The following is a 23,966-nucleotide window of genomic DNA, read 5'->3' as shown; positions in this document are numbered from 1 at the left end:
CGCCGCGGGTGCGAGCGACCAGGCGGCGCCGCGCGGTCCTGGCGGTACTGCTCCTGGCGGCCGGCACGGTGCCGGCCGCCGGCGGCTGGACGGCCTACCGCGGCCTCAGCGTGCGCGACCATCTGCAGGCCAGCAGGGACGCGTTGCTGCACTTGCGCGCCGTGATCAGCGCCCGTGACGCCGCCCGGATCACCGCCACGCTGGCGAGCGCCCGGTGGCACGCGGCCGAGGCGGAGCGCCTGACCGCCGGCGCCGACTGGTCGTTGATCACCCACGCGCCGGTGGTCGGCTACGGCGCGACGACCGTGCGCGACCTGGCCGCCGGGGCGGCGGAGCTGACCGACGTGCTGACCGGCCTGCAGGGCGCCGCCGCGCCGCTGATCCAGGCGGCCACGCACTCCACGGCCGACGTGCGCCGGGCGCTGGCAGGCCTGCACGCGGCGGCGCCCGCGCTCGGCGCGGCCGTCACCCGGCTCGACCGGGTGCGCGCCCGCCTTTCCACCGGATCGGCCCCCACCGGGCTGGACTCCCTGGACCGCGCGCGCGAGAGCGCGCTGCGCGAGACCGTGCGCCTGCGCGGCTGGCTGCACGCGGCCGCCACCGCGGCCACCCTGGTCCCGCCCATGCTGGGCCACGACGGCCCGCGCCGCTACTTCCTCGCCTTCCAGACCAACGCCGAGGCCCGCGGCACCGGCGGGCTGGTCGGCGCGTTCGGCATCCTGGAGGCCGCCGGCGGACGCGTGGCCGTCGAGCGGCTCGCGGCCAACAACGACCTCGAAGGCAGCATGCGCCCGGTCGCCGACCACGGGACGCCGTTCCGCCGGCGCTACGGCGAGGGCGCGGTCAAGCTGCTGTCGGTATCCAACCTGTCCCCCCACTTCCCGTACGCCGCGACGACCTGGACCGCGCTGTGGGAGCGGCAGACCGGCCGGCGGCTGGACGGAGCCGTGGCCATCGACCCGGTCGGCCTGTCCTACCTGCTGGGGGCCACCGGCCCCGTCACCCTGCCCGGGGGCGAGAAGGTCGACGCCGCCAACGTCGTCGACCTGACCGAGCGCGCCGCGTACGCGCGGTACGCCGACCCGGCCGAGCGCAAGCGCTACCTGCTGCGGATCGCCGCGGCCGTCAGCGCGCGGATCCCCGACCTGGTCGCCACGCCCTCGCGGCTGCTGCCGGTGCTGTCGCCGATGATCGAGGACCGCAGGATCCAGGTCTGGAGCCGCAGGGACGCCGAGCAGGACCGCCTGGCCCGGACCCCGCTCGGCGGGGTGCTGCCCGAACGGGCCGGCCCGTACGCGGGCCTGGTCGTCAACAACGCCGCCGGCGGCAAGCTGGACTTCTACCTGGACCGCTCGCTGGACTACGAGCTGGGCCCGTGCCGGGCCGGGCGGCGCGCCACGACGGTGCGCGTCCGCCTGGCCAACCAGGTGCCCGAGGGCACGCTGCCCCCGTACGTGACCGGCAGGCACGACCGCCACGGCAAGGGGCAGGCGCCGGGCGCCAACCTGCTGTGGGTCTCGCTGTACGCGGCGGTGGGCGCCAAGGTGACCGAGACGCGGCTGGACGGTCAGCCGACGGGGGTCACCGGGGAGTCCGAGCGGTCCCACCCGGTGTACTCGACGCTGCTGCAGATCGGTCCCCGCCAGGCCAGGACGCTGGAGTTCCGCCTGGACGAGCCGGCCTCGGCCGAGCCGCCGGCCGTCCCCGCGCAGCCGCTGGCCCGCCCGCAGCACACCCGCGTCTCCGACGACCGGCGGGGCTGCGGCCCCGGGACGGCTGCGGAGTAAGGAATCCGCCTGCGGGGCGGAAAGCCTCGTTTCCGGCCCTTGCGGGAACTGGAGGCGGAGGGCCGCGGGCCGTACCCTCGCGGTGTGAAGCCAATGACCGTGGCCCGCGCCCGTGCCGGGCGCGCATGAGCGATCCGACGGGTGGTCCTCGGTTTCGCGTCCTGTTCGTCTGCACCGCGAACGTCTGCCGGTCCCCGATGGCCGAGCGGCTGGCCCGCCTGATGCTCGGCGCCGGCTCACCGGTCGTGACGCGCAGCGCGGGCGTCAGCGCGCTGCCCGGATCGCCGATGACCCCCGACGCCGCCCGGGCGCTCGCCAGGGTGGGGGCCGACCCCGTCGGGTTCTGCTCCCGGCAGCTCACGGCCACGCTCGTGCGGGAGGCCGACCTCGTGCTGACCGCCACCAGGGCGCACCGGGCGTACGCGGTGGGCCTCCACCCGCCGGCCGCGGCGGCCACCTTCACCATCGCCGAGTTCGGCGCGCTCGCCGCCGCCGTGTCCGGGGTCTGGGTCGCCCTCCACCGCACCCCGGTGGCGCGGGCCCGGGTGCTGACCGACGGCGTCCGCGCGCTGCGCGGGCTGATCCCGGTGGACCAGCCCGACCTGTCCGATCCCTACGGGGGGTCGTCGCGCCTCTACCGGGCGACCCTGCGGCGCATCGACGCCGCGATCGCGGCGCCGATGCGCTTGGTGGCCGGTCCGGCTCAGACCCCCACCAGGGGCGGGCGCTCGTTCGTGTCCTCCGGCTTGTAGCCCTCTCCGGCGCCGTACCCGTACACCTGGCCCGACTTGGGCGGCACGAAGTTCAGCACGGATCCGACCAGCCGGGCGTTGATCGACGACAGCAGCTCCCCGGCGCGTACGAGGTGCTCGCGGCGGGTCTTGCCGTGCCGCACGACGAGCAGCACGTCGTCGCAGATGGCCGCCAGCGCGGCGGCGTCGGTGACCGGCAGCAGCGGCGCGGCGTCGACCACGACGATGTCGTACTCCTTGGTGAGCCGGCCCACCAGGTCGCGCATCGCCTGCGAGCCGAGCAGTTCGCTGGGGTTGGCGGGGATCTGCCCGCTGGGCAGGACGGACAGGCTGTCGTCCCCCCAGGTCTGCACGGCCCCGGCGAGGTCCACCGACTCGATCAGCACGTTGGTGAGCCCGACCGCGCCCTCGATGCCGAGGTAGGACGGCACGCGCGGGCGGCGCAGGTCGGCGTCGACCAGGATCACCCGCCAGCCGGCCTGCGCGAACGTGATGGCCAGGTTCGTCGCGGTCGAGGACTTGCCCTCCTCGGGCAGGCAGCTGGTGACGACCAGGGACCGCGGCTGGCGGTCCACGCCCATGAACTGCAGGTTGGTGCGCAGCGAGCGGAACGCCTCCGACCGGGTCGACTGGCCCTCACGGCGGATGATCAACGGCAGGCGCCGGGCGTCACGCTCGTACTCGATGATGCCGAGCGTGGGCGTCCCGGTGATGCGCTGCAGCGCCTGGGTGGTCCTGATCGTGGTGTCCAGCCGGTCGTGCAGCACGAGCAGGCTGAAGGCGATGATCAGGCCGAGCAGCAGCGCGACGGCCAGGTTGACGGCCGGGCGCGGGCTGACCGGCGTCACCGGCACCTCGGCCTCGTCAACGACCGTCACCTTGACGGTGGAGTCGCTGGACCGGGTGGGCCGCTCGATGTGGTCGATCAGCTTGGCGAAGGCGGTGCCGAGGGAGTTGGCCAGGCGTGCCGCGCGTAGCGGGTCGGTGTGGGTGACCGACGCCCGGAGCAGCACCGTGGCCGGGATGGCCTCGGCCTTGACGGCGGCCTGGACCTCGTCGATCTGGTCGTCCGGCACCACCTCGCGGATGAGGCGGCGGCTGGACAGCAGGCTGGCGTAGGACTGGATCCTCTGCTCCGAGAGCGCCGCCGCCTGCAGCGCGGTCGACAGGCTTCCCTCGTTGTCGTGCCCGGACACCAGCATGCTGATCGTCGCGACGTACTTGGCGGGCGTCCGGGCGGTGACCACCCACGCGCCGGCGCCCGCGAGGACCAGGGACAGGACGATGAACACCCAGCTCTTGCGCGCCAGGCGCACGTAGTACAGCGGTTCCACCGATCAATGCCTTTCTTCGAGCGGGACCGTGGCGGGACGTGGCTCGCGGTCGTCGCGTGTTGGGGGACGGGGCGGGGGGGAGGGATAGCGGCCCGGCGCCCGCAGCAGCAGCGCCACCAGGCCGGCGCCGGCGCCGAGCACCCCGGCGAGCGCTAGCGGTCCCGGGATGCGGCCGAGCGTCAGGTGCAGGGCGAGCAGGCTCGTCACCGTGGCGGCGGCGGACAGCACCAGCGCGATCTGGCGCGGCGCGAAGCCGGCGGCGACCAGGCGGTGGGCCAGGTGGTCGGGGCTGGCGACCAGCCACGAGCGGCGGGCCCGCCGGCGCGCGACCACCGCGAGGCAGGTGTCCACGGTCGGGACGAAGGTGATCAGGAGCAGGGCGGGCAGGGCCGTCGCGGGCGCCGCCCCCTGGAACGCCGTCACCGCGCAGGCCGCCAGCGTGAAGCCGATGTACAGCGAGCCGGCGTCGCCCATGAAGATGCGGGCGGGCGCCCAGTTGTGGGCGACGAAGCCCAGGCAGCCGACGGCCAGCGAGAACGCGAGCAGCGCGACGTCCGGCCGGCCCGTCAGGTAGGCGGCCGCCGCCAGCGTGCCGGCCGTCGTGATCGTGATCGACCCGAGCACGCCGTCGGTGTTGTCGATCATGTTGAACACGTTGGTGACGAAGACGATCCAGGCGGTGGTGAGGACCGCGTCGAGCCATCCGCCGAACGGGACCACCGCTTCGAGCAGGTGCAGGCGCACTCCGGCGGCCACCACGGCCGCGGCGACCGCGCCCTCGGTCAGCAGCCGGACGGCGGGGTGCAGCGGGCGCAGGTCGTCGGCCGCGCCGATGACCGCGACCAGCACGCCGCCCGCCATGATCATGGCGACCTGGAGTGTCCAGCCGCCGATCGCCACCACGGGCGGCAGCAGGGTGCCGGCGACGAGCGCGACGCCGCCGAGATAGGGCGTCGGGCGGCGGTGCGGCCGGGTCGCGGCCGGGCGGTCGACGATGCCGTGCCGCAGCGCGAACGCCCGGGTGGCCTCGGTGAGCACGGCCACCAGGACGAACGCCGCCGCCCCGGTCGTGACGGCGACCCCCATCGCGGTCACGTGTGATGGGATCACGCCCGCGCCTCCTCGGCCGCCGACCTGCGGAACCAGCTCAGCGTCCGCCGCAGCCCGGTCTCCAGCGGGACCCGCTCCAGGTCGGGGAACAGCCGGTGCAGCCGCTCGCAGGACGCCCGCGAGTCGCGGATGTCCCCCTCGCGCGCGGGCAGGTGCTCCACGGGCAGCGGCCGGTCCAGGATGCGCCCGAACTCGGCGGCCAGCTCCAGCAGTGAGGTGCGCGACCCCTGGGCGACGTTGACCGGCGCGTCGGACACCACCTGGCGCAGCACGGCGTCGGCCAGCACGCGCACGACGGTCCCGACGTAGGTGAAGTCCCTCGTCTGCAGCCCGTCGCCGTGGATGAGCAGCGGCTCGCCGCGCAGGGCGCGGTCGGCGAACGCCGGGATGACGGCGGCGTACACGTGGTCGGCCGCCTGGAAGGGGCCGTACACGTTGAAGAAGCGCAGCGCGAGCGTGCGCATGCCGAAGCTGGCCGCGTAGGCCTGGGCGTAGGCCTCGGTGGCGAGCTTGCCCGCCCCGTACGGGCTGAGCGGCAGCGCCGGCAGGTCCTCGTGCTTGGGGTTGTCCGGGCGGTCGCCGTACACCGCGCACGAGGAGGCCACGACCGCGTACGCGCCGGCGAGCCGGCACGCCTCCAGGACCCGCAGCGTGCCGGTGGCGTTGACCTCGTGGCAGCCCTCGGGGTCGGCCACCGACATCGCGACGGACGGGCGGGCGGCCAGGTGCACGACGGCCGCCGCGCCCGCCAGGGTGTCCTCCAGCAGCGGGCGGTCGAGGATGCTTCCCTTGACGATGTCGGCGCCGGTCCCCTGAAGGTTCTCGGCACGACCGGAGCTGAGGTCGTCCAGCACCACCACCTGGGATACCTCCGGGCGCCGGGACAGCTCCCCGCACAGGTTCGCCCCGATGAAGCCGGCGCCGCCGGTCACTACGATCTTCACTGCCTGCCACCTCTCGATAGGTTCACGTCTCCACCAGGGACCCCGCCGGGGCCGTCTCGCGCTCGGCGTCGGCGACCGTCTCGATCAAGATGTCGTGCAGGGTCCGGGTGGGTGCCCAGCCGGTCAGCGTGCGGATCCTCGTCGTGTCGGGGATCCTGCGGGTCATGTCCTCGAAGCCCACGACGTAGGCCTCCGAGTACGGGATCAGCTCGACCCCGGACGCCGACCCGGTGTACTGGATGATCAGCTTGGCGAGCTCCAGGATGGTGAGCTCGTCCGAGGAGCCGATGTTGAAGGTCTGGCCGATCGCGGCGTCGCTGTCGAGCAGCCGCAGCAGGGCGTCCACCACGTCGGCGACGTGGGCGAAGCAGCGGCTCTGCGTGCCGTCGCCGAAGACCGTGAGCGGCACGCCCCGCAGCGCCTGGCGGACCAGCCGGGGGATCACCATGCCGTACGCCGGGCTCTGCCGCGGGCCGACGGTGTTGAACAGCCTGACGATGATCGTCGGCAGCCCGCGCTCGCGGTGGTAGGCGTTGGCGAGGATCTCGTCGACGGCCTTGGCCGTGCTGTACGCCCAGCGGACCACGCTCGGGCTGCCCAGGATGCGGTCGGCGTCCTCGGGCAGCGGACCGGAGGAGTTCTTGCCGTAGATCTCGCTCGTGCTGGTGAGCAGGATCTTCTTCCGGTAGCGGTAAGCGGTCTCGATGACGATCTCCGAGCCGCGGATGTTGGTGGTCAGCGACCGCAGCGGCTGCTCGACGATCAGCTTGACGCCGACCGCGGCCGCCAGGTGGATGACGACGTCGCACTGGTGGACCAGCTCGTCGACGATGAGCTCGTCCAGCACCGAGCCGTGCACGAAGCGCAGGTCGGGGTGCGGGCGCAGGTTGGCCAGGCGTCCGGTCGACAGGTTGTCCAGGACCACGACGGAGTCGCCGCGGGCCAGCAGCGCGTCGGTCAGGTGCGACCCGACGAACCCGCTGCCGCCCGTGATCAGGTAGCTGCGTTTAGCGGTGGTGTCCATGGGCTTCCCCTGTTGCGTGGTCGGAGAGGTTGGCTGGAGGGGGAAGCGCGTGGTCAGGCACCGGCGCCGAGACGGGGGCGGTCACCCGGGATCACGGCCTCGCGGAACCACTCCACGGTCTCGCGCAACCCGTCCGGCAGCGGCACCGGCCGCACGCCCGGGAACAGCTCGCGCAGGACGGCCGCCGACGCCTGGGAGTCGCGGACGTCACCCGCCCGGCCCCGCAGGAAAGTCCGCTCGACGGGCGTGCCGAGCACCCCGGCGAGCAGGTCGGCGAGTTCCAGCAGCGACACCCGCGTCCCGAAGGCGAGGTTCACCGGCGTGCGGTGCGTCACCCGGCCCACCACCGCGTCGGCCAGGATCTCCGCGACGGTGAGGACGTAGGTGAAGTCTCTGCTCTGGGTGCCGTCGCCGTGGACCGGCAGCGGCCGGCCGCGCAGGGCGGCCGACACGAACGTGGGCACGACCGCCGCGTAGGCGTGGTCGGCGGCCTGCCGGGGGCCGTAGACGTTGAAGAAGCGGAAGGCGAGGGCCGGCAGGCCGAACGTCGCCGCGAACGCCAGGGTGTAGGCCTCGGCGGCCAGCTTGCCCGCCCCGTACGGGCTGAGCGGGCGCGCGGGCAGCTCCTCGTGCTTGAACGTCTCGGGGCGGTCGCCGTACACCGACGAGGAGGACGCCAGGATGACATGCGGCCGCGTCTTGCGGCACGCCGACAGGAGGCGCACGGTGCCCGTGGCGTTCACCGCGTGCGAGGTGAGCGGGTCGGCGAGCGACCTCGGGACCGACGGCCGCGCCGCCAGGTGGACCACCGTGGTGGCGTCCGCGGCCAGCTCGGCCACCAGGTCGCGGTCGAGCACGCTGCCGAGGAAGAAGTCCACCGCGACCCCGCCGAGGTTGACCAGGTCGCCGCTGCTGAGGTCGTCCAGCACCGTCACGCGCTCGACCTGGGGCCGGGCCAGCAGCGCCCGGCAGACGGCCGATCCGATGAAACCGGCGCCGCCGGTGACCAGGACCCTCATCGTCTCGCTCCGGGCACCTCGCACCGGGGGCGCAGCTCCGGCGGGGCGAGCGAGCGGTACAGGGCCTCGGTCTCGGACGCCAGGCGGTCCAGGCCGAAGGCGGACGCCGTCCACGCGCGGGCCGCCTCGCCCATGCGCCGGGCGAGCGCCGCGTCGTCCAGCAGCCGCGTGACGTGCGCCGCGAGCTCGGCGGCGTCGCGGCCGGCGAGCAGGCCGGTCTGCCCGTCCCGCACCACCTCGGCGACGCTGCCCACCCGGGTGCAGACCGACGGCAGGCCGGCCATCCCCGCCTCGATGAGCGTGAGCGGCGTCCCCTCGTTGTCGGAGGTGAGCACGGCCACGTCGGCGGCGCCGTAGACCGTCTCCACGTCGCCGCGCCAGCCGAGCAGGTGGACCGACCCGGCGAACGGGGCGACGCGCCGCCCGAAGTCGGCGGCCAGGTCGCCGCCGCCGCACACCGCGAAGCGGCACTCCGGCACCCGCCGCAGCACCGCCTCGGCGACGGCGGCGAACCGGTCGGGCCGCTTGACCTGGGTGAGGCGCGCGACGTACGCCACCACGGGCACGTCCTGGGGCAGCCCCAGGGCGGCCCTGGCCGCCGCGCGTTCCGGGACGGGGCCGAGCCGGACCCCCGGGGGGATCACCACGTACTGCTCGGGCCGCCCGATGCCCTCGGCCAGCAGGTCGTCGCGCACGCGCGTGCCGACCGTCACCAGCCGGTCCGACAGCTTCGCCAGCATCCGCTCGGTCTGGACGTAGGCGAGGCGCCGGGGCGGGGAGAAGTAGCCGTCCAGCAGGTGGCCGTGGAAGACGTGCGCGCGCGCGGCGCCGACCCCGGCGAGCGAGGCGGCGACGCGGCCCAGCGCGCCCGCCTTGGCCGTCCGGGTGTGGACGACGTGCGGGCGGAAGGCGCGCATGGCGCGCACCAGGTGGAACATGGCGCGCAGGTCGGCGGCGGGCATGACCGACCGGCCGAGGCCGGGCACGCGGTGGACCGGCACCGAGGCGCCGCGCAGTCGCATGAGGTCGCCCTCGCCGTCGCTCACGTGCCCGGTGAACACGCGGTGGTCGAAGCCGCCGGTGTCACGCCGCTGGTGCAGCCCGATGACGTGGTGGGCCGCGCCTCCGCTCATCCGTGCGATGATCTCCATCACACGTATCCGGGTGTCCGGCATCACGTGCGCTCCTCCACGATGGGCTGTGTCACGTCCTGAGAAGCTAGCGGCGTATCCAAGCGGTTCGCCGATGCCGTTACGGTGACGGCCGAAAGTTTCCCTCCCGGCTACCGGGTCTTGATCGAATAGCATTTCTCCTGGACCGGGGATGTTCACGGCGAGCGAATGGGAATCGCCGTGACGGGCGAATGTGAAAAATGCCGAATTACCCTCCCTGAATGCGGTGCGCGCCTTACTCAAGGCCTCCCACCAGCGGAAACACGCCGCCCGGCCTGTCGATCGCCGGACAGGGCTTCCCGTATCGTGGTCTCCGCTCATCAGCGCCCACGGGCGCGGGAAACGGCGCGGCCGCGAATGTGAAAGGCGCCTCGCCGGTGACGCGAATCCGACCATGCAGCCGGGAGGCGACCGTCTAATGCAGTACGCCATCGTCGCCCTGACGGGAATGGTGCTGGTCCTGCTGGTCCTGGTGAGCTTCGACCGGCACACCGTGCGCCGGGTGATGCCCGTCGTGCTCGCCGCCTTCACCGTCCGGCTGGCCGTCCACGCCATGCTGATGCGCAACCCGCTGGTCACGGTCGGAATCGGCGACAGCGTCTACTACGAGCGCGCGGCGCTCGCGGTCGTCGACCTGTGGCGGCGCGAGGGCCTGCACTTCGTCACCGCCGACCAGGTGCAGTCGCTCCACTCGGTGGCGGTGCCCTGCAACCTGTTCGCGCTCGTCATCTACCTGTGCGACGGCCCGGCCTCGCTGGCGTGCACGGCGGTCGTCGCCGCCGTCTCGTGCGCGCTCGGCGTCGTCATGTACAAGTTCGGCCGGCTGGTGGGCGCGGACGCGCGGGCGTGCCTGTTCCTCCTCGGTCTGACGGTGTTCACGCCGGCGTTCCTGGCGCACACCTCCGACATGTTCAAGGACGGGTTCAACGCCTTCCTCGTCGTCACGAGCCTGTGGGTCGGGGCGCGGAACATGCGGCGCTTCGACCCGCGCAACCTGGTGGCCCTCGCGCCGTTGCTGTGGGGGCTGTGGCACGTGCGCCCGTACATGGTCTTCATGTGCGCGCTGCCGCTGGTGGTCGGCGTCTCGGGGCTCAAGAGGCTGATCTCGCCGCGGGCCCTGCTGCTCTTCGCCGTGATCGCCTTCGGCCTGCTGCAGGGCGGCCTCACCGAGAGCGCGCCCTTCGAGACGATGCGGCGGCAGCTGGAGTACGGCCAGGCCGAGAGCGTGCTCCGCTCCAACGCGGCCGGAGGCTCGGGCGTCGAGTTCGACGACGGTGGGAACGCGTGGGACCACCTGGGGACCAAGCTGCTGTACACGGTGCTGTCGCCCTTCCCCTGGACGGACGGGAGCCTGCTGCTGCAGCTCGGGAAGATCGAGGCGCTGATCTGGTACTTCCTGCTGTTCGGCGCCGTAAGGGGCGTGCGGCGGCTGTGGGCGCGCGACCGGAGGATCGTCATGTTCCTGCTGCTGTTCATCGTGCCCGGCACGGTCGTGTACGCCACCACGATGTCGAACGTCGGGCTGATCATGCGGCAGCGCATGCCCATCGTCATGGTCACCAGCCTGCTGGCCGCCGTGGCCTGGTCCAGGCGCCCCGGCGACGGCTCGGCCGGGGTGCCCGCGCAGCCCGGGGCTCCGGAGGGCGAGGTCCTCGCGTCCCGGGCCGGTCTCGGCGGGTTCCCGGCGGGCGGGCTTCCCGCCTGGGGCGGCGCGCTTCCGGCGGGCGCCGGGCCACGGGTGGGTCCGGCCGCGCCGCGGCCGCGGGCGTAGAAGCCGGTGCCCGCAGACGACGGCCGGCCGGGGGCCCCACCGCTCGCGGCTCCGCCAGGCACCCCGCTCGCGGCTCCCCCCGGAACCCCGCCGGCCGACCCGCTCGCCGACCCGCTCGCCGACCCGCCTGGCATCCCGCCCGGGACCGCGTCCGGCGCTGCGCCCGCGGCCTCCCCCGGGACCCCGCTCGGCGCCGTCGCGCACATGGCGGCCGGCCGCGTCGTCATGCTCGTGCTGGCCGCCGCGACCGGGGTGCTGATCGCGCACACGCTGCGGCCCGAGGGCCGGGGCACCTACGCGATCATCACCACCACGGCGCTCACCGCCATCGTGCTCGGCCACCTGTCGGTCGAGCGGACCCAGATCTTCCTGTGGGGCGACCCCGGGCGCCACCACCGCCTCGGCGTGAACGCCCTGTTCCTCGGCATGCTGCTCGGCACGCTGACGGCGGCGGCCGGTGTCGTGCTGACGCTGCTCGGGCTGATGCCGTCGCGGTCGCCGCTGCTGTGCCTCGCGCTGCTGGCCGTGCCCTTCGGCGTCACCACCGTCAACCTCACCGGCATCGCGCTGCTGCGCTCGCGCATGGAGGCCGTCAGCCGGTGCATGGTCGCAGGCGCGCTGGTGCAGTGCGTCCCGCTGATGGTCCTGGCCGGCACCGGCGGCCTCACGGTGGGCCGTGTCATCGTCTGCTGGACGATCTCGCTCATCGCCACCTGCCTGTTCCTGCTCGCCGCGGTGCGGCCCTTCCCGCTGCGGGGCGACGGCCGGCTGGCGCTGCGCCAGCTCGCCCTGGGGAGCCGCTACCACGTCGGGCTGGTGGCGTGCCACCTGATGACCAGCGCCGACGTGCTGCTGCTGAACGCCCTGGACACGGTGGCGGCGGTCGGCCTCTACACCGTCGCGGTGACGCTGCTGTTCCAGACACGGGTGCCGGCCGAGGTGCTCACCCAGGCAGCCCTGCCCCGGCAGGCCGTCGGCGACCTCGGCGACGCCGGGCACGTGACGGCCCGCACCGTGCGGCTGAACCTGCTGGTGTCCTCGGTGTTCATCGGCGTGCTCGTGGCCGTCTCGCCTCTGCTCATCCCGCTGGTCTACGGCCGGCCGTTCGCCGGGAGCGTCGCCCCCCTGCTGACGCTCGCGCCGGGCGCCGTCGCGCTCACCCTGCTGCGGCCGGTGGAGCAGTACCTCGTGCGGACGGCGCGGCCGCTCGCCCTGGCCTCGGTGCCGGCCGGCGCCCTGGTGCTGAACATCCTGCTGAACGTCGCGGTGATCCCGAGGTGGGGCGCGGCGGGCGCGGGCGCGGTGTCCACGGTGACGTACGCGCTCATGGCGGCGGTGGAGATGGCGTGGTTCCTGCGGGCGGCACGCCTGCCGGTCTCGGCGCTGCTGCCCCGCGCCGCCGACGTCCGCTCGCTGCGGCAGGCCGCGCGGCGGCTGGTCAGGCGGTTCCGCCGCGCAGCCGGCCGTACAGGCGGTCGAACCACTCCGCCGCCCGGGTGATGTCGACCTTCTCCGCGCTGTCCAGCGCGCCCCGCACCAGCCGCTCGCGCACCTCCGGGCGGGCCGCCCGGAGGATGGCCGCGGCCAGGGCGGCGGAGTCGCCGGGGCGGGCCAGCAGCCCGTTGCGGCCGTGCGTGACGAGGTCGGGCACGCCGCCGACCTCGGTGGCCACCACCGGGACGCCCGCGGCCAGCGCCTCCATGGCCACGACCGGGAGTCCTTCGTAGGTCGAGCTCAGCACGAGCAGGTCCGCCGCGGCGATCAGGCGCGCGGCGTCCGGGACGGGCCCGACGAGCCGGACCGCGTCCAGCCCCAGCTCGGCGACGCGCCGGGCGGTCGCCTCGAACGTCGGGCCGGACCCGGCGAGCAGGAAGACCGCGCGCGGCTCCTCGGCCAGCACCCTGGCGGCCGCGTCGACGAGCAGGGCGTGGTTCTTGACGGGGCGGAAGTTGCCGACGTGCACGACCAGCAGGGCGCCGTCCGGCACGTCCCACTCCTTGCGGGTGATCCGCGAGTCGGCGGCGCGGCGGCGCTGGGCCTCGACGTCGACGCCGTGTACGCGGACCGACACGCGCCGGGACCCCCAGGTGGTCACCGAGCGGGCGACCTGCGGGGAGACGGCGACGGTGCGGGCGTCGAGCCACCCGCTGGCCCGGTCGAGCAGCAGGGTGGGCAGCCGGAACCGCACGCTGTGCACGGTGGAGACCAGCGCCGGGCGGCACCGCCACAAGCGCGAGACCGGCCGCAGCACGGCCGCCGGGAGCGGTGAGTGCATGTTCAGCACGTCCGGCCGCAGCCGGCGCACCCGCCCGGCCAGCCGGAGCAGGCGCAGCGGGGCCGGGCAGCCGGTGAGGTCGACGACGTCCACGCCCGCGTCGCGCAGCCGGTCGGGCAGCGTGGCCGTCGAGGCGCTCAGGCACACGACGGTGTAGCGCCGGCCCACGCGGGGCGCGGCGCGCAGCCGCTCGACGAGCAGCGTCTCCGCGCCGCCCAGGTCCAGCGACTTGATGACCTCGCAGACGTGCACGCCGCCCATGGCCGTCCTCGCCGTCTCTACAGGGCGGACGTCCGGCCGGCGGGCCGGACGCGCGCGGGGTACAGGGCGCGGAACTCCGCCAGCGTCCTGCCGGTGAACCGGGAGGAGACGAACCGGAACACCGTCTCCAGGTCGGCGTACAGCCGATCGACGCCGCGCCGGGTGCGGAAGTACGGGCTGCCGCCGGGCATCAGCTCCGAGGAGTGCAGCATGAACTCCACGTGATCGTGCCGCCGCGCCAGGGCCCGGCGGGCCAGCCGGAGCATGTCGTCGCGGTTCCTGCCGTTGGGACGCATCCACGCGGTCGCGGGCAGCAGGCGCCGCGCGACGCGCCGCGTGGGCCCGGTGCGGGCGCACAGCTCGCGCGCGACGCCGGCCAGCAGGCCGTACCGCCGGGGCACGATGGTCATCGGCACCTCCAGCAGCGGCGAGTCGCCTTCGCGGCCGATGTCGCCGAGGTCCAGGAAGTACGGGCGGCCGGGGAAGCGCGAGTAGTCGCGCGGCCCCGGCCCGCCCGGCGCGCCGCGGTCGTGCGACCAGGAGACGTGCGGGGTGACCGAGCAGTCGGCGAGGTAGCCCTGCTCGACGAGCACGCGGGCGTAGGTCTCGTCGAGCATCCAGCGGCCGGCGCGGTGGCTGACCGGGGAGACGCCGAACACCTCCCGCAGGATCGCGCTGGCGGTCTCCACCTTCGCCGCGACGACCTGCTCGGGGTACTCCAGCAGGAAGGGCTTGTGGCGGTGGTCGTCGCCGGTGAGCGGCACCAGCGGGGGAGTGGTCCAGGCGTGCAGGTGCATGCCGATCTCGCCGGTGCCGCGCTCCAGCACCGACCGGCCGAACCGCTGGAACACCGGGCTGCGCGCCATGGTCCAGTCGACCAGGTAGGTGGGGCGCAGCCCGTGCCGCTCGCACAGCTTGTGGAAGCGCGGCAGGTGGGCGGCGTTCTCGGTGCGGATCTCGGGGGAGGGGCTCCAGGCGTCGTCGGCCTCGACGTCGACGGTGACGATGAAGGACGGGCGGCGGTTCTCACAGGTGTCCACGGGTGCTCCGGGCGTCAGGCGTCGCAGCGGTACAGGAACAGGCTCTTGTCGTCCTGCCAGTCGCGGCGCCGCTCCACCTGGACGCCGAACAGGTCCATGAGCGGCTCGATCCTGCCGCGCTGGTGCGGGAACTCGTCGACCAGGATGTAGCGGACGCGCTTGGCGGCGAGCAGGTCGCGCAGCCTGTCCTTGATCCAGTCGTCGGGCATGTAGTGGAACCAGCCGGTGACGACCAGCAGGTCGATCACCTCGGGCTCGGCGCCCGCCAGCTCCTCGAAGCTGCCGACCGTGAACTCGGCGGCGGAGCGGGTGAACCGCTGGAGGAACCGGGCCGAGGCGATGACCCCCCGGTCGATGTCGTAGCCCAGCCTGCGCCGTGCGGGGACGCGGGTGAGGATCTCGCCCAGCCCGCACCCCACCTCGGCGACCACGTCCAGCTCAAGAGGAACGTCCCGGGCGAACGCCACCGCCGCCTTCATGTAGGCGGTCGTGTGGTAGCCGCGCAGGTGCCACCGGTCGGCGCCGAAGGCGAGCAGGAGCGGAAGGCGCACGGCCTTCCGGGCGAGGGCGCGCGCCACGTCGGCGGCGCCGTGCCTCCGGGCGATCCGCGCCTTCCGGCCGATCCGCGTCATCAATGGCCCCATTCGCGTTCCTGTCTCCCGGCGAAGCAGCGAAAAGCAGACGCAAGGACACCACCGGCCCTTCCGGGCCGCCCGGCGGACACGCCGGATCGTGCACAGTCTTTTCCCGGCCGGGACGTGGCGGTGAACATCGCCGGCGGCGGCCGGGCGGCGGACGCGGCGGGCGGGCCCGCGCGCCCGGACGCGCGGGTCACTCGGGGCGGTGGGCCCGCACCATGAGCGAGACGCCGGGGAGCGACTTCACCGGCAGGTACCGCTCGGCGACGATGACGGCGGTGAGGCCGGCGTTGACCAGGCGCGGCGGCTCGTCCAGGTCGCTTCCGGTCAGGCGGCGCCTGCGCAGGGCGACGACCGGCTTCATCAGCACGTTCCAGCTCCACATGCGGTCGATCACCAGCCCCTCCCCGGTGAGCAGGCCGGCCAGGCTCTCACGCGTGTAGCGGCGGACGTGGCCGGCCGACACGTCGTGCGCCGACCACAGCGCCATGTCGCAGGGCACGGCGATCAGCGCCGTCCCGCCCGGGCGCAGCACCCGGACGAGCTCGCCCGCCGCCCTGTTGTCCTCCTGGATGTGCTCCAGCACGTCGAACGCCATCACCAGGTCGAAGTGCGCGCCGGGCAGCGGCAGGCAGCGCGCGTCGGCGTGGACGGCGCTCAGCCCGCGCTCGCGGGCCAGCTCCACCGCCGCCGGCGAGTAGTCGGCGACCAGCGTGTCCCATCCGTGCTCGGCCAGGACGCGCGCGTTGCCGCCGCCCGCCCCGCCGATGTCCAGAGCCCGGCCCGGCCTGCCCAGCCGGCGCAGCTCCCGGGCGACGATGGCACGCCTCTCGCGGAACCACCAGTGCCGGTCCTCGATGTCGACCGTGCGGTGAATGAGTGTCGTTTCCATGTGCCGCACCTCCCGGGGCACCATGGGTACACGGGCGCGTGCGCTTCGCCGCGGCCCGTGCCGGGGGGTTGTCGAATCGGCACCGGCCCCAGAAAGATCGTTGACCCGCCGTCCGCGACGCGCCGCCGGGGGCGGCCCCGCCCCCTGCCGGGCGGCTCCGGGCGGTGTATGCGTTGCGCAATGACTTCGCCATGGCCGCACGTCCGTGATCGGCGCACCGGCGCTCTGGTGTTCATTGCAGGGGTGAGCGCAACCAGCCTGACGCCGGTGCCCTTCAACCGGCCATACGTCACACACAACCAGCTCGACTACGTCACCGAGGCCGTCCGCGACGGGTTCACCTGCGGCGACGGGCCCTTCACCCGGCGCGCGGCCCGCCTGCTGGGCGAGCTGACCGGGGCCGGGCACGTGCTGCTCACCACGTCGTGCACGCACGCGCTGGAGATGTCGGCGATGCTGCTGGACCTGGCGCCGGGCGACGAGGTGATCACCCCCTCCTTCGCCTTCGTCTCCTCGGCCAGCGCGTACGCCACCCGTGGCGCGGTGCCGGTGTTCGCCGACTCCCGGCCGGACACCCTGAACATCGACGAGCGCCTGGTCGAGGCCGCCGTCACCGAGCGCACCCGGGCCGTCGTCGTCGTCCACTACGCGGGCGTGGCCTGCGCCATGGACGAGATCGGGCGGATCGCCGAGCGGTACGGCCTGGCCGTCGTGGAGGACAACGCGCACGGCCTGGGCGGCTTCTACCGCGGCGGGCCGCTCGGGTCGTTCGGCGCGATGGCCACGCTGAGCTTCCACTCCACCAAGAACGTGCAGTGCGGCGAGGGCGGCGCGCTGCTGGTGGGCGACCCCGCGCTCGCCGAGCGCGCCGAGATCATCCGGGAGAAGGGCACCGACCGCAGCCGCTTCTTCCGCGGGCAGGTCGACAAGTACCGGTGGGTGGACATCGGGTCCAGCTACCTTCCGTCGGACATCCTCGCGGCCCAGCTCACCGCGCAGCTGGAGTCGTTCGGCGAGATCCAGGCGCGCCGGCACGCCGCCTGGCGCGTCTACCACGAGGGGCTGGCCGGCTGGGCCGCGGCGCAGGGGGTGGCCCGCCCGGCCGTCCCGGACGGGTGCGCCCACCCGGCCCACCTGTACTACCTGCTGCTTCCCGACCTGGCGAACCGGCAGGCGCTCATCGGCCACCTCGCCGCCCGCGGGGTGCAGGCGGCCTTCCACTACCAGCCGCTGCACGCCGCGCCCGCGGGCCTGCGCTACGGGCGGGTCGCGCCGGGCGGGTGCCCGGTCGCCGAGGACGTCGCCGACCGGCTGGTGCGGCTCCCGCTCTTCGCCGACCTGGGCGAGGCCGGCGCGGCGCGGGTGGCCGAGGCCGTCACCTCCTACGAGGTGCGCTGATGGCCTGGCGCGACCTGCGGCCGGAAGGCGCGCGGCCCGGCGTCGCGCGCGCGGTGCGCTCGCCGCGGGAGTCGGCGCGCTTCGGCGTGAGCGTCGACCGGGTCACCGTCGCCGACGGCTCGCCGGCCACCTTCGGGGCGGTCCGCGAGGCCGTCCGCGGCTCGGCGGCGGACGTCGTCGTCGTGCGGTACCCCGCCGAGTGCGTCCGCTGGTTCGCCGGGCTGCGGATGCCGGGCAGGACCGCGCTGTTGGCCGACTCCCTGGTGTACTGGCGCCGCGTGGCCGGCGCGCCGCCCGGCAGGGCCGCCGCGGCGCGGGCCAGGCCGGGGCCGGAGCCGTGGGTGGCCGAGCTGCGGGATCCGGCGACGCTCGACAAGCTGGTGGCGGACGTCTTCGAGGAGTACGGGTCGCACTACCTGGCCAACCCGCTGTTCGACCCGGGCCTGGCGCTGGCCGGGTACCAGGAGTGGGCGCGCGGGTGCGCCGCCGAGGGGATGTGCCTGGGGGTGTACACCGAGGGCCCCGCGGGCGACGGGCCTGCGCCGGCCGGGTTCGCGACGCTGGAGGACGAGGGCCCGCACACCGAGATCGTGCTCGCCGGCCTGGTCGCCGGCGCGCGCGGCAGGGGCGTGTACGCGCACCTGCTGGCGGAGCTGGAGCGGCGATGCCTGGCCGCGGGCGTCCGCGAGCTGGTCGTCTCCACCCAGGGGTACAACACCCGCGTCCAGCGGGCGTGGGCCCGGCACGGCTTCGACCCCGTGTGCGCCTTCCTCACCGTCCACCTGGTGCGAGACGGGCTGCTGCCCGATCAGACCGAGACCGACGAGCCGGCGCGCTCCCGGACGACGTAGGTCGGCCGCCCGACCCCGCTGGCGTGGATGCGCCCGACGTACTCGCCGAGCACCCCCACGGCCATGAGCTGGGCGGAGGAGAACAGCGCCACCATCGAGGCGATGGTGGTGAAGCCCGCCACCGTGGTGTCGCCGACCGCGAAGCTCCACAGCACCACCCCGCCCAGGACCATGCCGACCAGCCCGACCGCGAACCCCAGGTAGCTGGCCGCGCGCAGCGGGATGGCGCTGTAGCCGAACAGCATCGTCATGGTGTGCCGGGCCAGCAGCCCCAGCGTGTAGTTGGACCGCCCGTGGGCGCGCCGGTTCATGCGCACGTTGACCGTGCCGATCCGGGTGGTGGCCCACGACAGCGCGACGTCCAGGCAGGCGTGCGGGCCGGAGAACTGCGCGAACCCGTCGCGCAGGTGCGTCCTGAAGGCGCGGAAGGCGCTGGTGACGCGCGCGGAGCGGACGCCGAGCAGCCCCGACAGCGCGGCCTTGGCCGCCTGGGAGGCGAGGTTGCGCAGCGGGCCGTGCTCCTCGTCGTGCGGGGTGCCGTAGACCAGGTCGAGGCGGTCGCCCTGGAGGGTGGCCAGCAGGAGCGGGATCTGCTCGGGCGGGTGCTGCAGGTCGTCGTCCAGGGTGACGACGACGTCCATCCGCGCCTCCCTGATGCCGGCGACCAGCGCGTTGTGCTGGCCGTAGTTGCGCGACAGGTCGATCGCGCGCACCGCGCCGAACCGGCGGGCCAGGTCCGCGGCGACGCTCCAGGTGTCCTCCGGGCAGCCGTCCACCACGAGGATCACCTCGTGCTGCCGGGTCACGTCCGTAAGGACGGCCAGGAGCCGCGTCACCAGCTCCTCCAGCGTCCGCGCGGAGCGGTAGCAGGGAATGACCACCGAAACTGACATCTGTTCCCCCGGTCGTCGGCCGGAGGGGGTCGAACCCCGCGGCTCCAGGCGGTCACCCCATCACATGGTGCCCGGCCGAGCCGTGACGGGCGTGCGGTGCTACGCCATCCTTGACACGCGATTGGCCCCGCTTGGCCGGGGCGTCCCCGTCCTTTACCCGGGCGGGGCCGCCAACCTCTAGCCGCGGCAACATGTCGCACGCCGTTCGACAAAGCGCGATCACCGCGAAGGGCCGTGCCCCGGCCCCGGCGTAGATTCGACGCGGCATGATCATGGATCGGGCAGGTGGCCGGGGGCCACGTGTCCTCACGGAAGGACACGGTGCGCGATGAAGGCACTCGTGCTGGCGGGGGGACGGGGCACGCGGCTGCGCCCGCTGACCCACACCTCGGCCAAGCAGCTCGTCCCCGTCGCCAACAAACCCGTCCTGTTCTACGGGCTGGAGGCGATACGCGACGCCGGGATCACCGAGGTGGGGATCATCACCGGCGACACCGGCGCCGAGGTCCGGCGGGCGGTGGGGGACGGCTCCCGCTTCGGCCTGCGGGTCACCTACATCCCGCAGGAGGCCCCGCTCGGGCTGGCCCACTGCGTGCTGATCGCCCGCTCCTTCCTCGGCGAGGACCCCTTCGTGCTGTACCTCGGCGACAACTTCCTGATCGACGGCATCGCGGGCCTGGTCGAGTCGTTCCTGAGCGGCGGCCACGACGCGCAGATCCTGCTCACCCGGGTCGCCGAGCCGCAGTACTACGGCGTCGCAGAGCTGGGCCCGGACGGGGAGATCGTCCGGCTGGAGGAGAAGCCCGAGCACCCGGCCAGCGACCTGGCGATCGTGGGGGTCTACACCTTCTCTCCCGCCGTGCACGACGCCGTCCGGGCGATCAGCCCGTCGGCGCGCGGCGAGCTGGAGATCACCGACGCCGTGCAGTGGCTGGTCGACAACGGCCTGCGCGTCCACTCCCACCTGGTCGGCGGGTACTGGCGCGACACCGGCAGGCTGCGCGACATCCTGGAGTGCAACCGCATCGTCCTGGAACGCGTGGAGCCCGGCGTCGCCGGCACGGTCGACCAGCTCAGCGAGATCACCGGGCGCGTGGTGGTCGAGGCGGGCGCGGTGGTGGAGAACTCGGTGATCCGCGGGCCCGCCGTCATCGGCTCCGACACCAAGATCATCTCCTCCTACGTCGGCCCCTTCACCTCGATCGGCTCCGGCTGCTCGGTGCGCGGCGCCGAGATCGAGTACTCGATCGTGCTGGACGGCTCCTCCATCGAGGGCGTCTCCCGCATCGCGCACTCCCTCATCGGGCGCAACGTCGAGGTCAGCCGGGCCGCCGGCGTCTCCAACACCCACGAGCTGATGGTCGGCGACCACAGCAGGATCCAGGTGAGCGCATGAAGATCCTCGTCACCGGCGGCGCCGGGTTCATCGGCTCCCACTTCACCCGCTCGCTGCTGCTCGGCGCCCCCGCGGGGTACGAGACGGCGCGCGTCACCGTCCTGGACAAGCTCACCTACGCGGGCAATCCGGCCAACCTCGCGCCCGTGACCGGTCATCCCCGGTTCTCCTTCGTCCAGGGGGACGTCGCCGACCCGCGTGTGGCCGCCGAGGTCGTCCCCGGGCACGACGTGGTGGTCAACTTCGCCGCCGAGACGCACGTCGACCGGTCGATCACCGGCCCGTCGGCCTTCGTCACCACCAACGTGCTGGGCACGCAGACGTTGCTGCAGGCCGCCGTGGACGCCGGCGTCCGCACGGTCGTGCAGGTCTCGACCGACGAGGTGTACGGCTCGGTGGAGCAGGGGGCGTGGACCGAGGACGAGCCGCTGCTGCCCAACTCGCCCTACTCCGCGGCCAAGGCCGCCGCCGACCTGATGTGCCGCGCCTACCACCGCACCTACGGCCTGGACGTGCGGGTGACCCGGTGCGCCAACAACTACGGCCCCTACCAGCACCCCGAGAAGCTGATCCCGCTGTTCGTGACCAGCCTGCTGGAGGGGCGTCGGGTGCCGCTGTACGGCGACGGGCTCAACGTCCGTGAATGGCTGCACGTGGACGACCACTGCCGGGCGATCCTCGTCGTGCTGGACAAGGGGTCGCCAGGCGAGGTGTACAACGTCGGCGGCGGCGCCGAGCTCACCAACCGCGAGCTGACCGGCCGGCTGCTGGCGGCCCTGGGCGCGGGGTGGGACGCGGTCGACCACGTCCCCGACCGGCCGGGCCACGACCGCCGGTACGCCGTGGACGGCGCCCGCGTCCGCGCCCTGGGCTACGAGCCGCGGGTCGGCTTCGAGGAGGGGCTGGCCGAGGTGGTGGCGTGGTACCGCGACCACCAGGCCTGGTGGCGCGCGGCGCGGGGCCGGTCAGGAGCGGTCCGCGTCCGGTAGGCGGTAGACCGCGTAGTCGCCGTGGCGCACCCGCAGGCTCGCGAACCGCCCGATGCGCGCCGAGTGGCCGGCGGCGCGCTCGTCGGCCACCAGCCAGCGCACGCCGTACCCGTCGCGCAGGCGCGCCACCGCCTCGGCCGAGGGCCGCAGGAAGACGGCGTCGTTGGCCTCCAGGCGGGCCGCGTCCAGGAAGGGGGCGTCCAGGAACGCGCCGCCGGGCCGGCGGTCCAGGTTGGCGGCGGTGTAGGCCCAGCCCTCGACGAGAACGCGCCGCTCGGTGAGGGCGGACACCCAGAAGTGGCGGCTGTCGCACACGTCCCGCCGCGCCCACTGGCAGTGGGCGTTGGTGGCGACCAGTTCGCCGGGCAGGGAGTGCGCCCGCAGCCAGCGGGTGGCGGCCAGCGCCCCGCGCGGCACCTGGGCGGGGTCCGGGCGGCCGTCGGCGCTGATGTTGACGTCCGCGCCGCCGCGCAGGTGCGACAGCACGCGGGCCTGCCACGCCCCCGGCACCCCGGCCGCCGTGACCGCCACCAGCAGCAGCGCCCACCCCCGGGCCCGATCTCCCGGCAGGCCGGGCAGGCGCCCCGTCAGGCCCGCCCGCCCGCCGTCCCGAAGCAGATCTACGTTGTAAAGGCCATTGCTCGTTCCGGACACCGCGAGCAGGCCGGCCGCCGTGACGACTGCGGCGAGCAGCGCCGCGAACGGCAGGTACAGCTCGGCCTCCGGCCGTCCGAGCGCCAGTGGCGCCTCGACGCCGCACAGCTCGCGTACCAGATACGCCAGCGCCATCCCCGCCGCCGCCGCGCCGGCCACCGCCGCCAGCGGCCACCGCTCCCGCCGCACGGCCCTCACCAGGCCGTAGGCCGCGAGCACGGCCAGGTAGGGGTAACAGGCCTGCAGGAAGTACGCCTGGTTCAGGTCGCCGGGGGTGCCGAGCAGCAGCATCAGCCCGGCGCCCGCCGCCGTCATGCCCAGCGTGAACGCCACGGGCGGGCGCAGCAGCAGGCCAGGCCTGCCGAGCAGCCCCAGCGCGCCGCACCAGGTGACGGCCCAGCAGAGCGCGAACAGCAGCGTGGTGGCCGCGAGCGAGGCCGGCCCCGGCACCGCCCCCTGCCCGGCGCCGGTCAGGTCGGCCCAGGTGGCGCGCACGACCGACAGCGGGGCGACGGTCGTGCCCTGCCGCGCCCCGCCGAACAGGACGAGCTGCGCGAAGGCGAGCGCCGCGGCCGTCATCCCCAGTGCGGCGAGCGCCTCGCGGGGCGGCCGGCGCCGCACCGCCCATCCGGCGGCGGCCGCCGCCACGAGCCCCGCCGCCAGCAGCGGCAGGTAGGTGGCCTTGGCGCCCATGACCGCGACCAGCAGGAGCGCGAACAGCGCCCAGCGGGCGCGCCCCGCGCCCGGCCGGGTGAGCAGGTCGGCGACCAGGAGCACCAGGGGCGCGAACATCAGCGCCCCGAACGTCTGCGTCGGGCTGTTCCACGGCACGTGCAGGACCCCCGTCCAGCGCAGCAGCCCGTTGGCGCCGGCGTACAGGCTCGGCGCCGCCACCAGCAGCGTGCCGGCCACGGCCAGCACCGCGCCGGCGCGCGAGCCGGTGATCCGCCGCCCCGTCATGGCCACGATGACGGCCAGCGCCATGAGCATCGGCAGCACCGACAGGCGCAACAGCAGCGTCAGGGGCTCGATGCCGGTGATCCAGCCCGACGCCGCCGCGTGCGCGTAGGCGAACCAGTGGTAGTGCAGCGGCTCCCCGGCCACCACGGGCACGGTCGGCGGCACGTGGTGCCTCAGCTCGCCGATCAGGGCGAGGTTGTACGGCATGTCGACATGGGCGGCGCCGGCGGCGGGCCAGGTGAGCGCGTTGACGCGCCAGCAGGTGAAGGCGCTCCAGCCCACCAGGTAGGCGCCGGTCAGCGCCAGGAACCACGGCCACCACCGGGGGGCGGCCGGCCGGGGGCCGCCGCGCCAGTGCCGGCGCAGCCGCGGGTGCAGCAGGAAGGCCGCGTAGGTGACCGCTGGCCACAGCAGGACCAGCAGCGGCCGGTCGGCGGCCCGGGCGGCGACGTAGGCGAGGACCTCGGCGGCGTAGCCGGCCGTCAGGCCCAGGGCGAGGTCCTCGGCGAGCGGGCGCGGCCCCGGGTGGAGGGCGCGCACCAGCAGCACGCCCGGGAGGGCGACGCACAGCAGCAGGTAGGCGGCGAAGACGGCCGTGACGCCGGCGGGGACGCCGTAGTGGCGCAGGGCCGCGACGGTGAGGCCGGCCAGCAGCGCGGCCGGCGGCCATCCGGACGCCGCCAGGCTCCGCCACCGGCCCGCCGCCGGGCGTGCGCCGCGGGCGGTGCCCGCCGGTGCGGAGGAAGGCGGCGAAGGGGCGTCGACGTGCGAAGACGTGGTCACGAGTGCAAGTCTGGCGACGCCGG

20 protein-coding genes are annotated in these 23,966 nt (G+C 74.5%); 8 read left to right on the top strand and 12 right to left on the bottom strand.

The window, feature by feature from the left end:
• The first annotated feature begins 8 nt into the window (after positions 1–8).
• Both PYR91_RS01870 and PYR91_RS01865 read left to right on the top strand, forming a co-directional pair.
• A complete protein-coding gene (locus PYR91_RS01870; protein WP_279777262.1) occupies positions 9–1,787 on the top strand; it encodes a DUF4012 domain-containing protein in 1,779 nt (592 codons plus the stop codon).
• A 125-nt stretch (positions 1,788–1,912) separates the two neighbouring features.
• Positions 1,913–2,539: a hypothetical protein gene (locus PYR91_RS01865; RefSeq protein ID WP_279777261.1), complete on the top strand. Its 627-nt coding sequence runs from the start codon at positions 1,913–1,915 to the stop codon at positions 2,537–2,539.
• Here PYR91_RS01865 and PYR91_RS01860 read toward each other — a convergent pair.
• Genes PYR91_RS01860 through PYR91_RS01835 form a run of 6 tightly spaced genes read right to left on the bottom strand, consistent with a single transcriptional unit; the run spans position 2,491 to position 9,121 of the window.
• Positions 2,491–3,873: a polysaccharide biosynthesis tyrosine autokinase gene (locus tag PYR91_RS01860; protein WP_279777260.1), complete on the bottom strand. Its 1,383-nt coding sequence runs from the start codon at positions 3,871–3,873 to the stop codon at positions 2,491–2,493. The two genes, PYR91_RS01865 and PYR91_RS01860, sit on opposite strands and share 49 nt — an antisense overlap.
• Positions 3,874–3,876: 3 nt before the next feature.
• On the bottom strand, positions 3,877–4,983 hold the full coding sequence (locus PYR91_RS01855) for an MraY family glycosyltransferase (RefSeq protein WP_279777259.1): 1,107 nt from the start codon (positions 4,981–4,983) through the stop codon (positions 3,877–3,879).
• Entirely contained in the window at positions 4,980–5,927 is a 948-nt protein-coding gene (locus PYR91_RS01850; protein ID WP_279777258.1) for an NAD-dependent epimerase/dehydratase family protein, read from the bottom strand. Before PYR91_RS01850 ends, PYR91_RS01855 begins: the two co-directional genes overlap by 4 nt.
• A gap of 22 nt (positions 5,928–5,949) precedes the next feature.
• Positions 5,950–6,951 carry an NAD-dependent epimerase/dehydratase family protein gene (locus PYR91_RS01845; protein WP_279777257.1) on the bottom strand — a complete coding sequence of 334 codons (1,002 nt, stop codon included), beginning with the start codon at positions 6,949–6,951 and terminating at the stop codon, positions 5,950–5,952.
• 53 nt (positions 6,952–7,004) lie between these two features.
• On the bottom strand, positions 7,005–7,970 hold the full coding sequence (locus tag PYR91_RS01840) for an NAD-dependent epimerase/dehydratase family protein (RefSeq protein ID WP_279777256.1): 966 nt from the start codon (positions 7,968–7,970) through the stop codon (positions 7,005–7,007).
• The gene (locus PYR91_RS01835; RefSeq protein ID WP_279777255.1) at positions 7,967–9,121 is read right to left on the bottom strand and encodes a glycosyltransferase; all 1,155 of its coding nucleotides are present in this window, start codon (positions 9,119–9,121) and stop codon (positions 7,967–7,969) included. Before PYR91_RS01835 ends, PYR91_RS01840 begins: the two co-directional genes overlap by 4 nt.
• Positions 9,122–9,560: 439 nt before the next feature.
• Between PYR91_RS01835 and PYR91_RS01830 the strand changes: the two genes are divergently transcribed.
• Together PYR91_RS01830 and PYR91_RS01825 are read left to right on the top strand one after the other, a co-directional pair.
• A complete protein-coding gene (locus tag PYR91_RS01830; protein WP_279777254.1) occupies positions 9,561–10,913 on the top strand; it encodes a hypothetical protein in 1,353 nt (450 codons plus the stop codon).
• A 6-nt stretch (positions 10,914–10,919) separates the two neighbouring features.
• Positions 10,920–12,413 carry a polysaccharide biosynthesis C-terminal domain-containing protein gene (locus tag PYR91_RS01825; RefSeq protein WP_279777253.1) on the top strand — a complete coding sequence of 498 codons (1,494 nt, stop codon included), beginning with the start codon at positions 10,920–10,922 and terminating at the stop codon, positions 12,411–12,413.
• Here the strand turns inward: PYR91_RS01825 and PYR91_RS01820 are convergent.
• The 4 genes from PYR91_RS01820 to PYR91_RS01805 form a co-directional block, all read right to left on the bottom strand.
• Complete coding sequence (locus tag PYR91_RS01820; protein ID WP_279777252.1) at positions 12,352–13,449, bottom strand: glycosyltransferase; 1,098 nt, start codon at positions 13,447–13,449, stop codon at positions 12,352–12,354. The two genes, PYR91_RS01825 and PYR91_RS01820, sit on opposite strands and share 62 nt — an antisense overlap.
• 17 nt (positions 13,450–13,466) lie before the next feature.
• The gene (locus PYR91_RS01815) at positions 13,467–14,489 is read right to left on the bottom strand and encodes a deacetylase (protein WP_279777251.1); all 1,023 of its coding nucleotides are present in this window, start codon (positions 14,487–14,489) and stop codon (positions 13,467–13,469) included.
• A gap of 14 nt (positions 14,490–14,503) precedes the next feature.
• Positions 14,504–15,121, bottom strand: a complete 618-nt coding sequence (locus tag PYR91_RS01810; protein WP_279777250.1) for a class I SAM-dependent methyltransferase — start codon at positions 15,119–15,121, stop codon at positions 14,504–14,506.
• Between the two features lie 199 nt (positions 15,122–15,320).
• Positions 15,321–16,019, bottom strand: coding sequence for a class I SAM-dependent methyltransferase (locus PYR91_RS01805; protein ID WP_279777249.1), 699 nt, complete (start codon positions 16,017–16,019; stop codon positions 15,321–15,323).
• Between the two features lie 243 nt (positions 16,020–16,262).
• On the opposite strand from PYR91_RS01805, the gene rffA reads away from it, so the two are divergent.
• Together rffA and PYR91_RS01795 are read left to right on the top strand one after the other, a co-directional pair.
• Entirely contained in the window at positions 16,263–17,417 is a 1,155-nt protein-coding gene (rffA, locus tag PYR91_RS01800; protein WP_279777248.1) for a dTDP-4-amino-4,6-dideoxygalactose transaminase, read from the top strand.
• Positions 17,417–18,268 (top strand): GNAT family N-acetyltransferase, encoded by an 852-nt coding sequence (locus tag PYR91_RS01795; RefSeq protein ID WP_279777247.1) that lies wholly within the window; start codon positions 17,417–17,419, stop codon positions 18,266–18,268. The genes rffA and PYR91_RS01795 overlap by 1 nt, the downstream gene beginning before the upstream one ends.
• Here PYR91_RS01795 and PYR91_RS01790 read toward each other — a convergent pair.
• Complete coding sequence (locus PYR91_RS01790) at positions 18,226–19,161, bottom strand: glycosyltransferase family 2 protein (RefSeq protein ID WP_279777246.1); 936 nt, start codon at positions 19,159–19,161, stop codon at positions 18,226–18,228. The genes PYR91_RS01795 and PYR91_RS01790 overlap by 43 nt on opposite strands.
• 328 nt (positions 19,162–19,489) lie before the next feature.
• Between PYR91_RS01790 and PYR91_RS01785 the strand changes: the two genes are divergently transcribed.
• Complete coding sequence (locus PYR91_RS01785) at positions 19,490–20,557, top strand: glucose-1-phosphate thymidylyltransferase (protein ID WP_279777245.1); 1,068 nt, start codon at positions 19,490–19,492, stop codon at positions 20,555–20,557.
• Entirely contained in the window at positions 20,554–21,546 is a 993-nt protein-coding gene (gene rfbB / locus PYR91_RS01780) for a dTDP-glucose 4,6-dehydratase (RefSeq protein WP_279777244.1), read from the top strand. Before PYR91_RS01785 ends, rfbB begins: the two co-directional genes overlap by 4 nt.
• Here the strand turns inward: rfbB and PYR91_RS01775 are convergent.
• A complete protein-coding gene (locus PYR91_RS01775; RefSeq protein WP_279777243.1) occupies positions 21,523–23,943 on the bottom strand; it encodes a hypothetical protein in 2,421 nt (806 codons plus the stop codon). The genes rfbB and PYR91_RS01775 overlap by 24 nt on opposite strands.
• Positions 23,944–23,966 lie beyond the last annotated feature (23 nt).

This window comes from Sphaerisporangium sp. TRM90804 (assembly GCF_029846175.1).
Classification (GTDB): Bacteria; Actinomycetota; Actinomycetes; order Streptosporangiales; family Streptosporangiaceae; genus Sphaerisporangium.
Note: the sequence above shows the minus strand (reverse complement) of the source record. Positions and strands in the feature narration are given on the sequence as shown.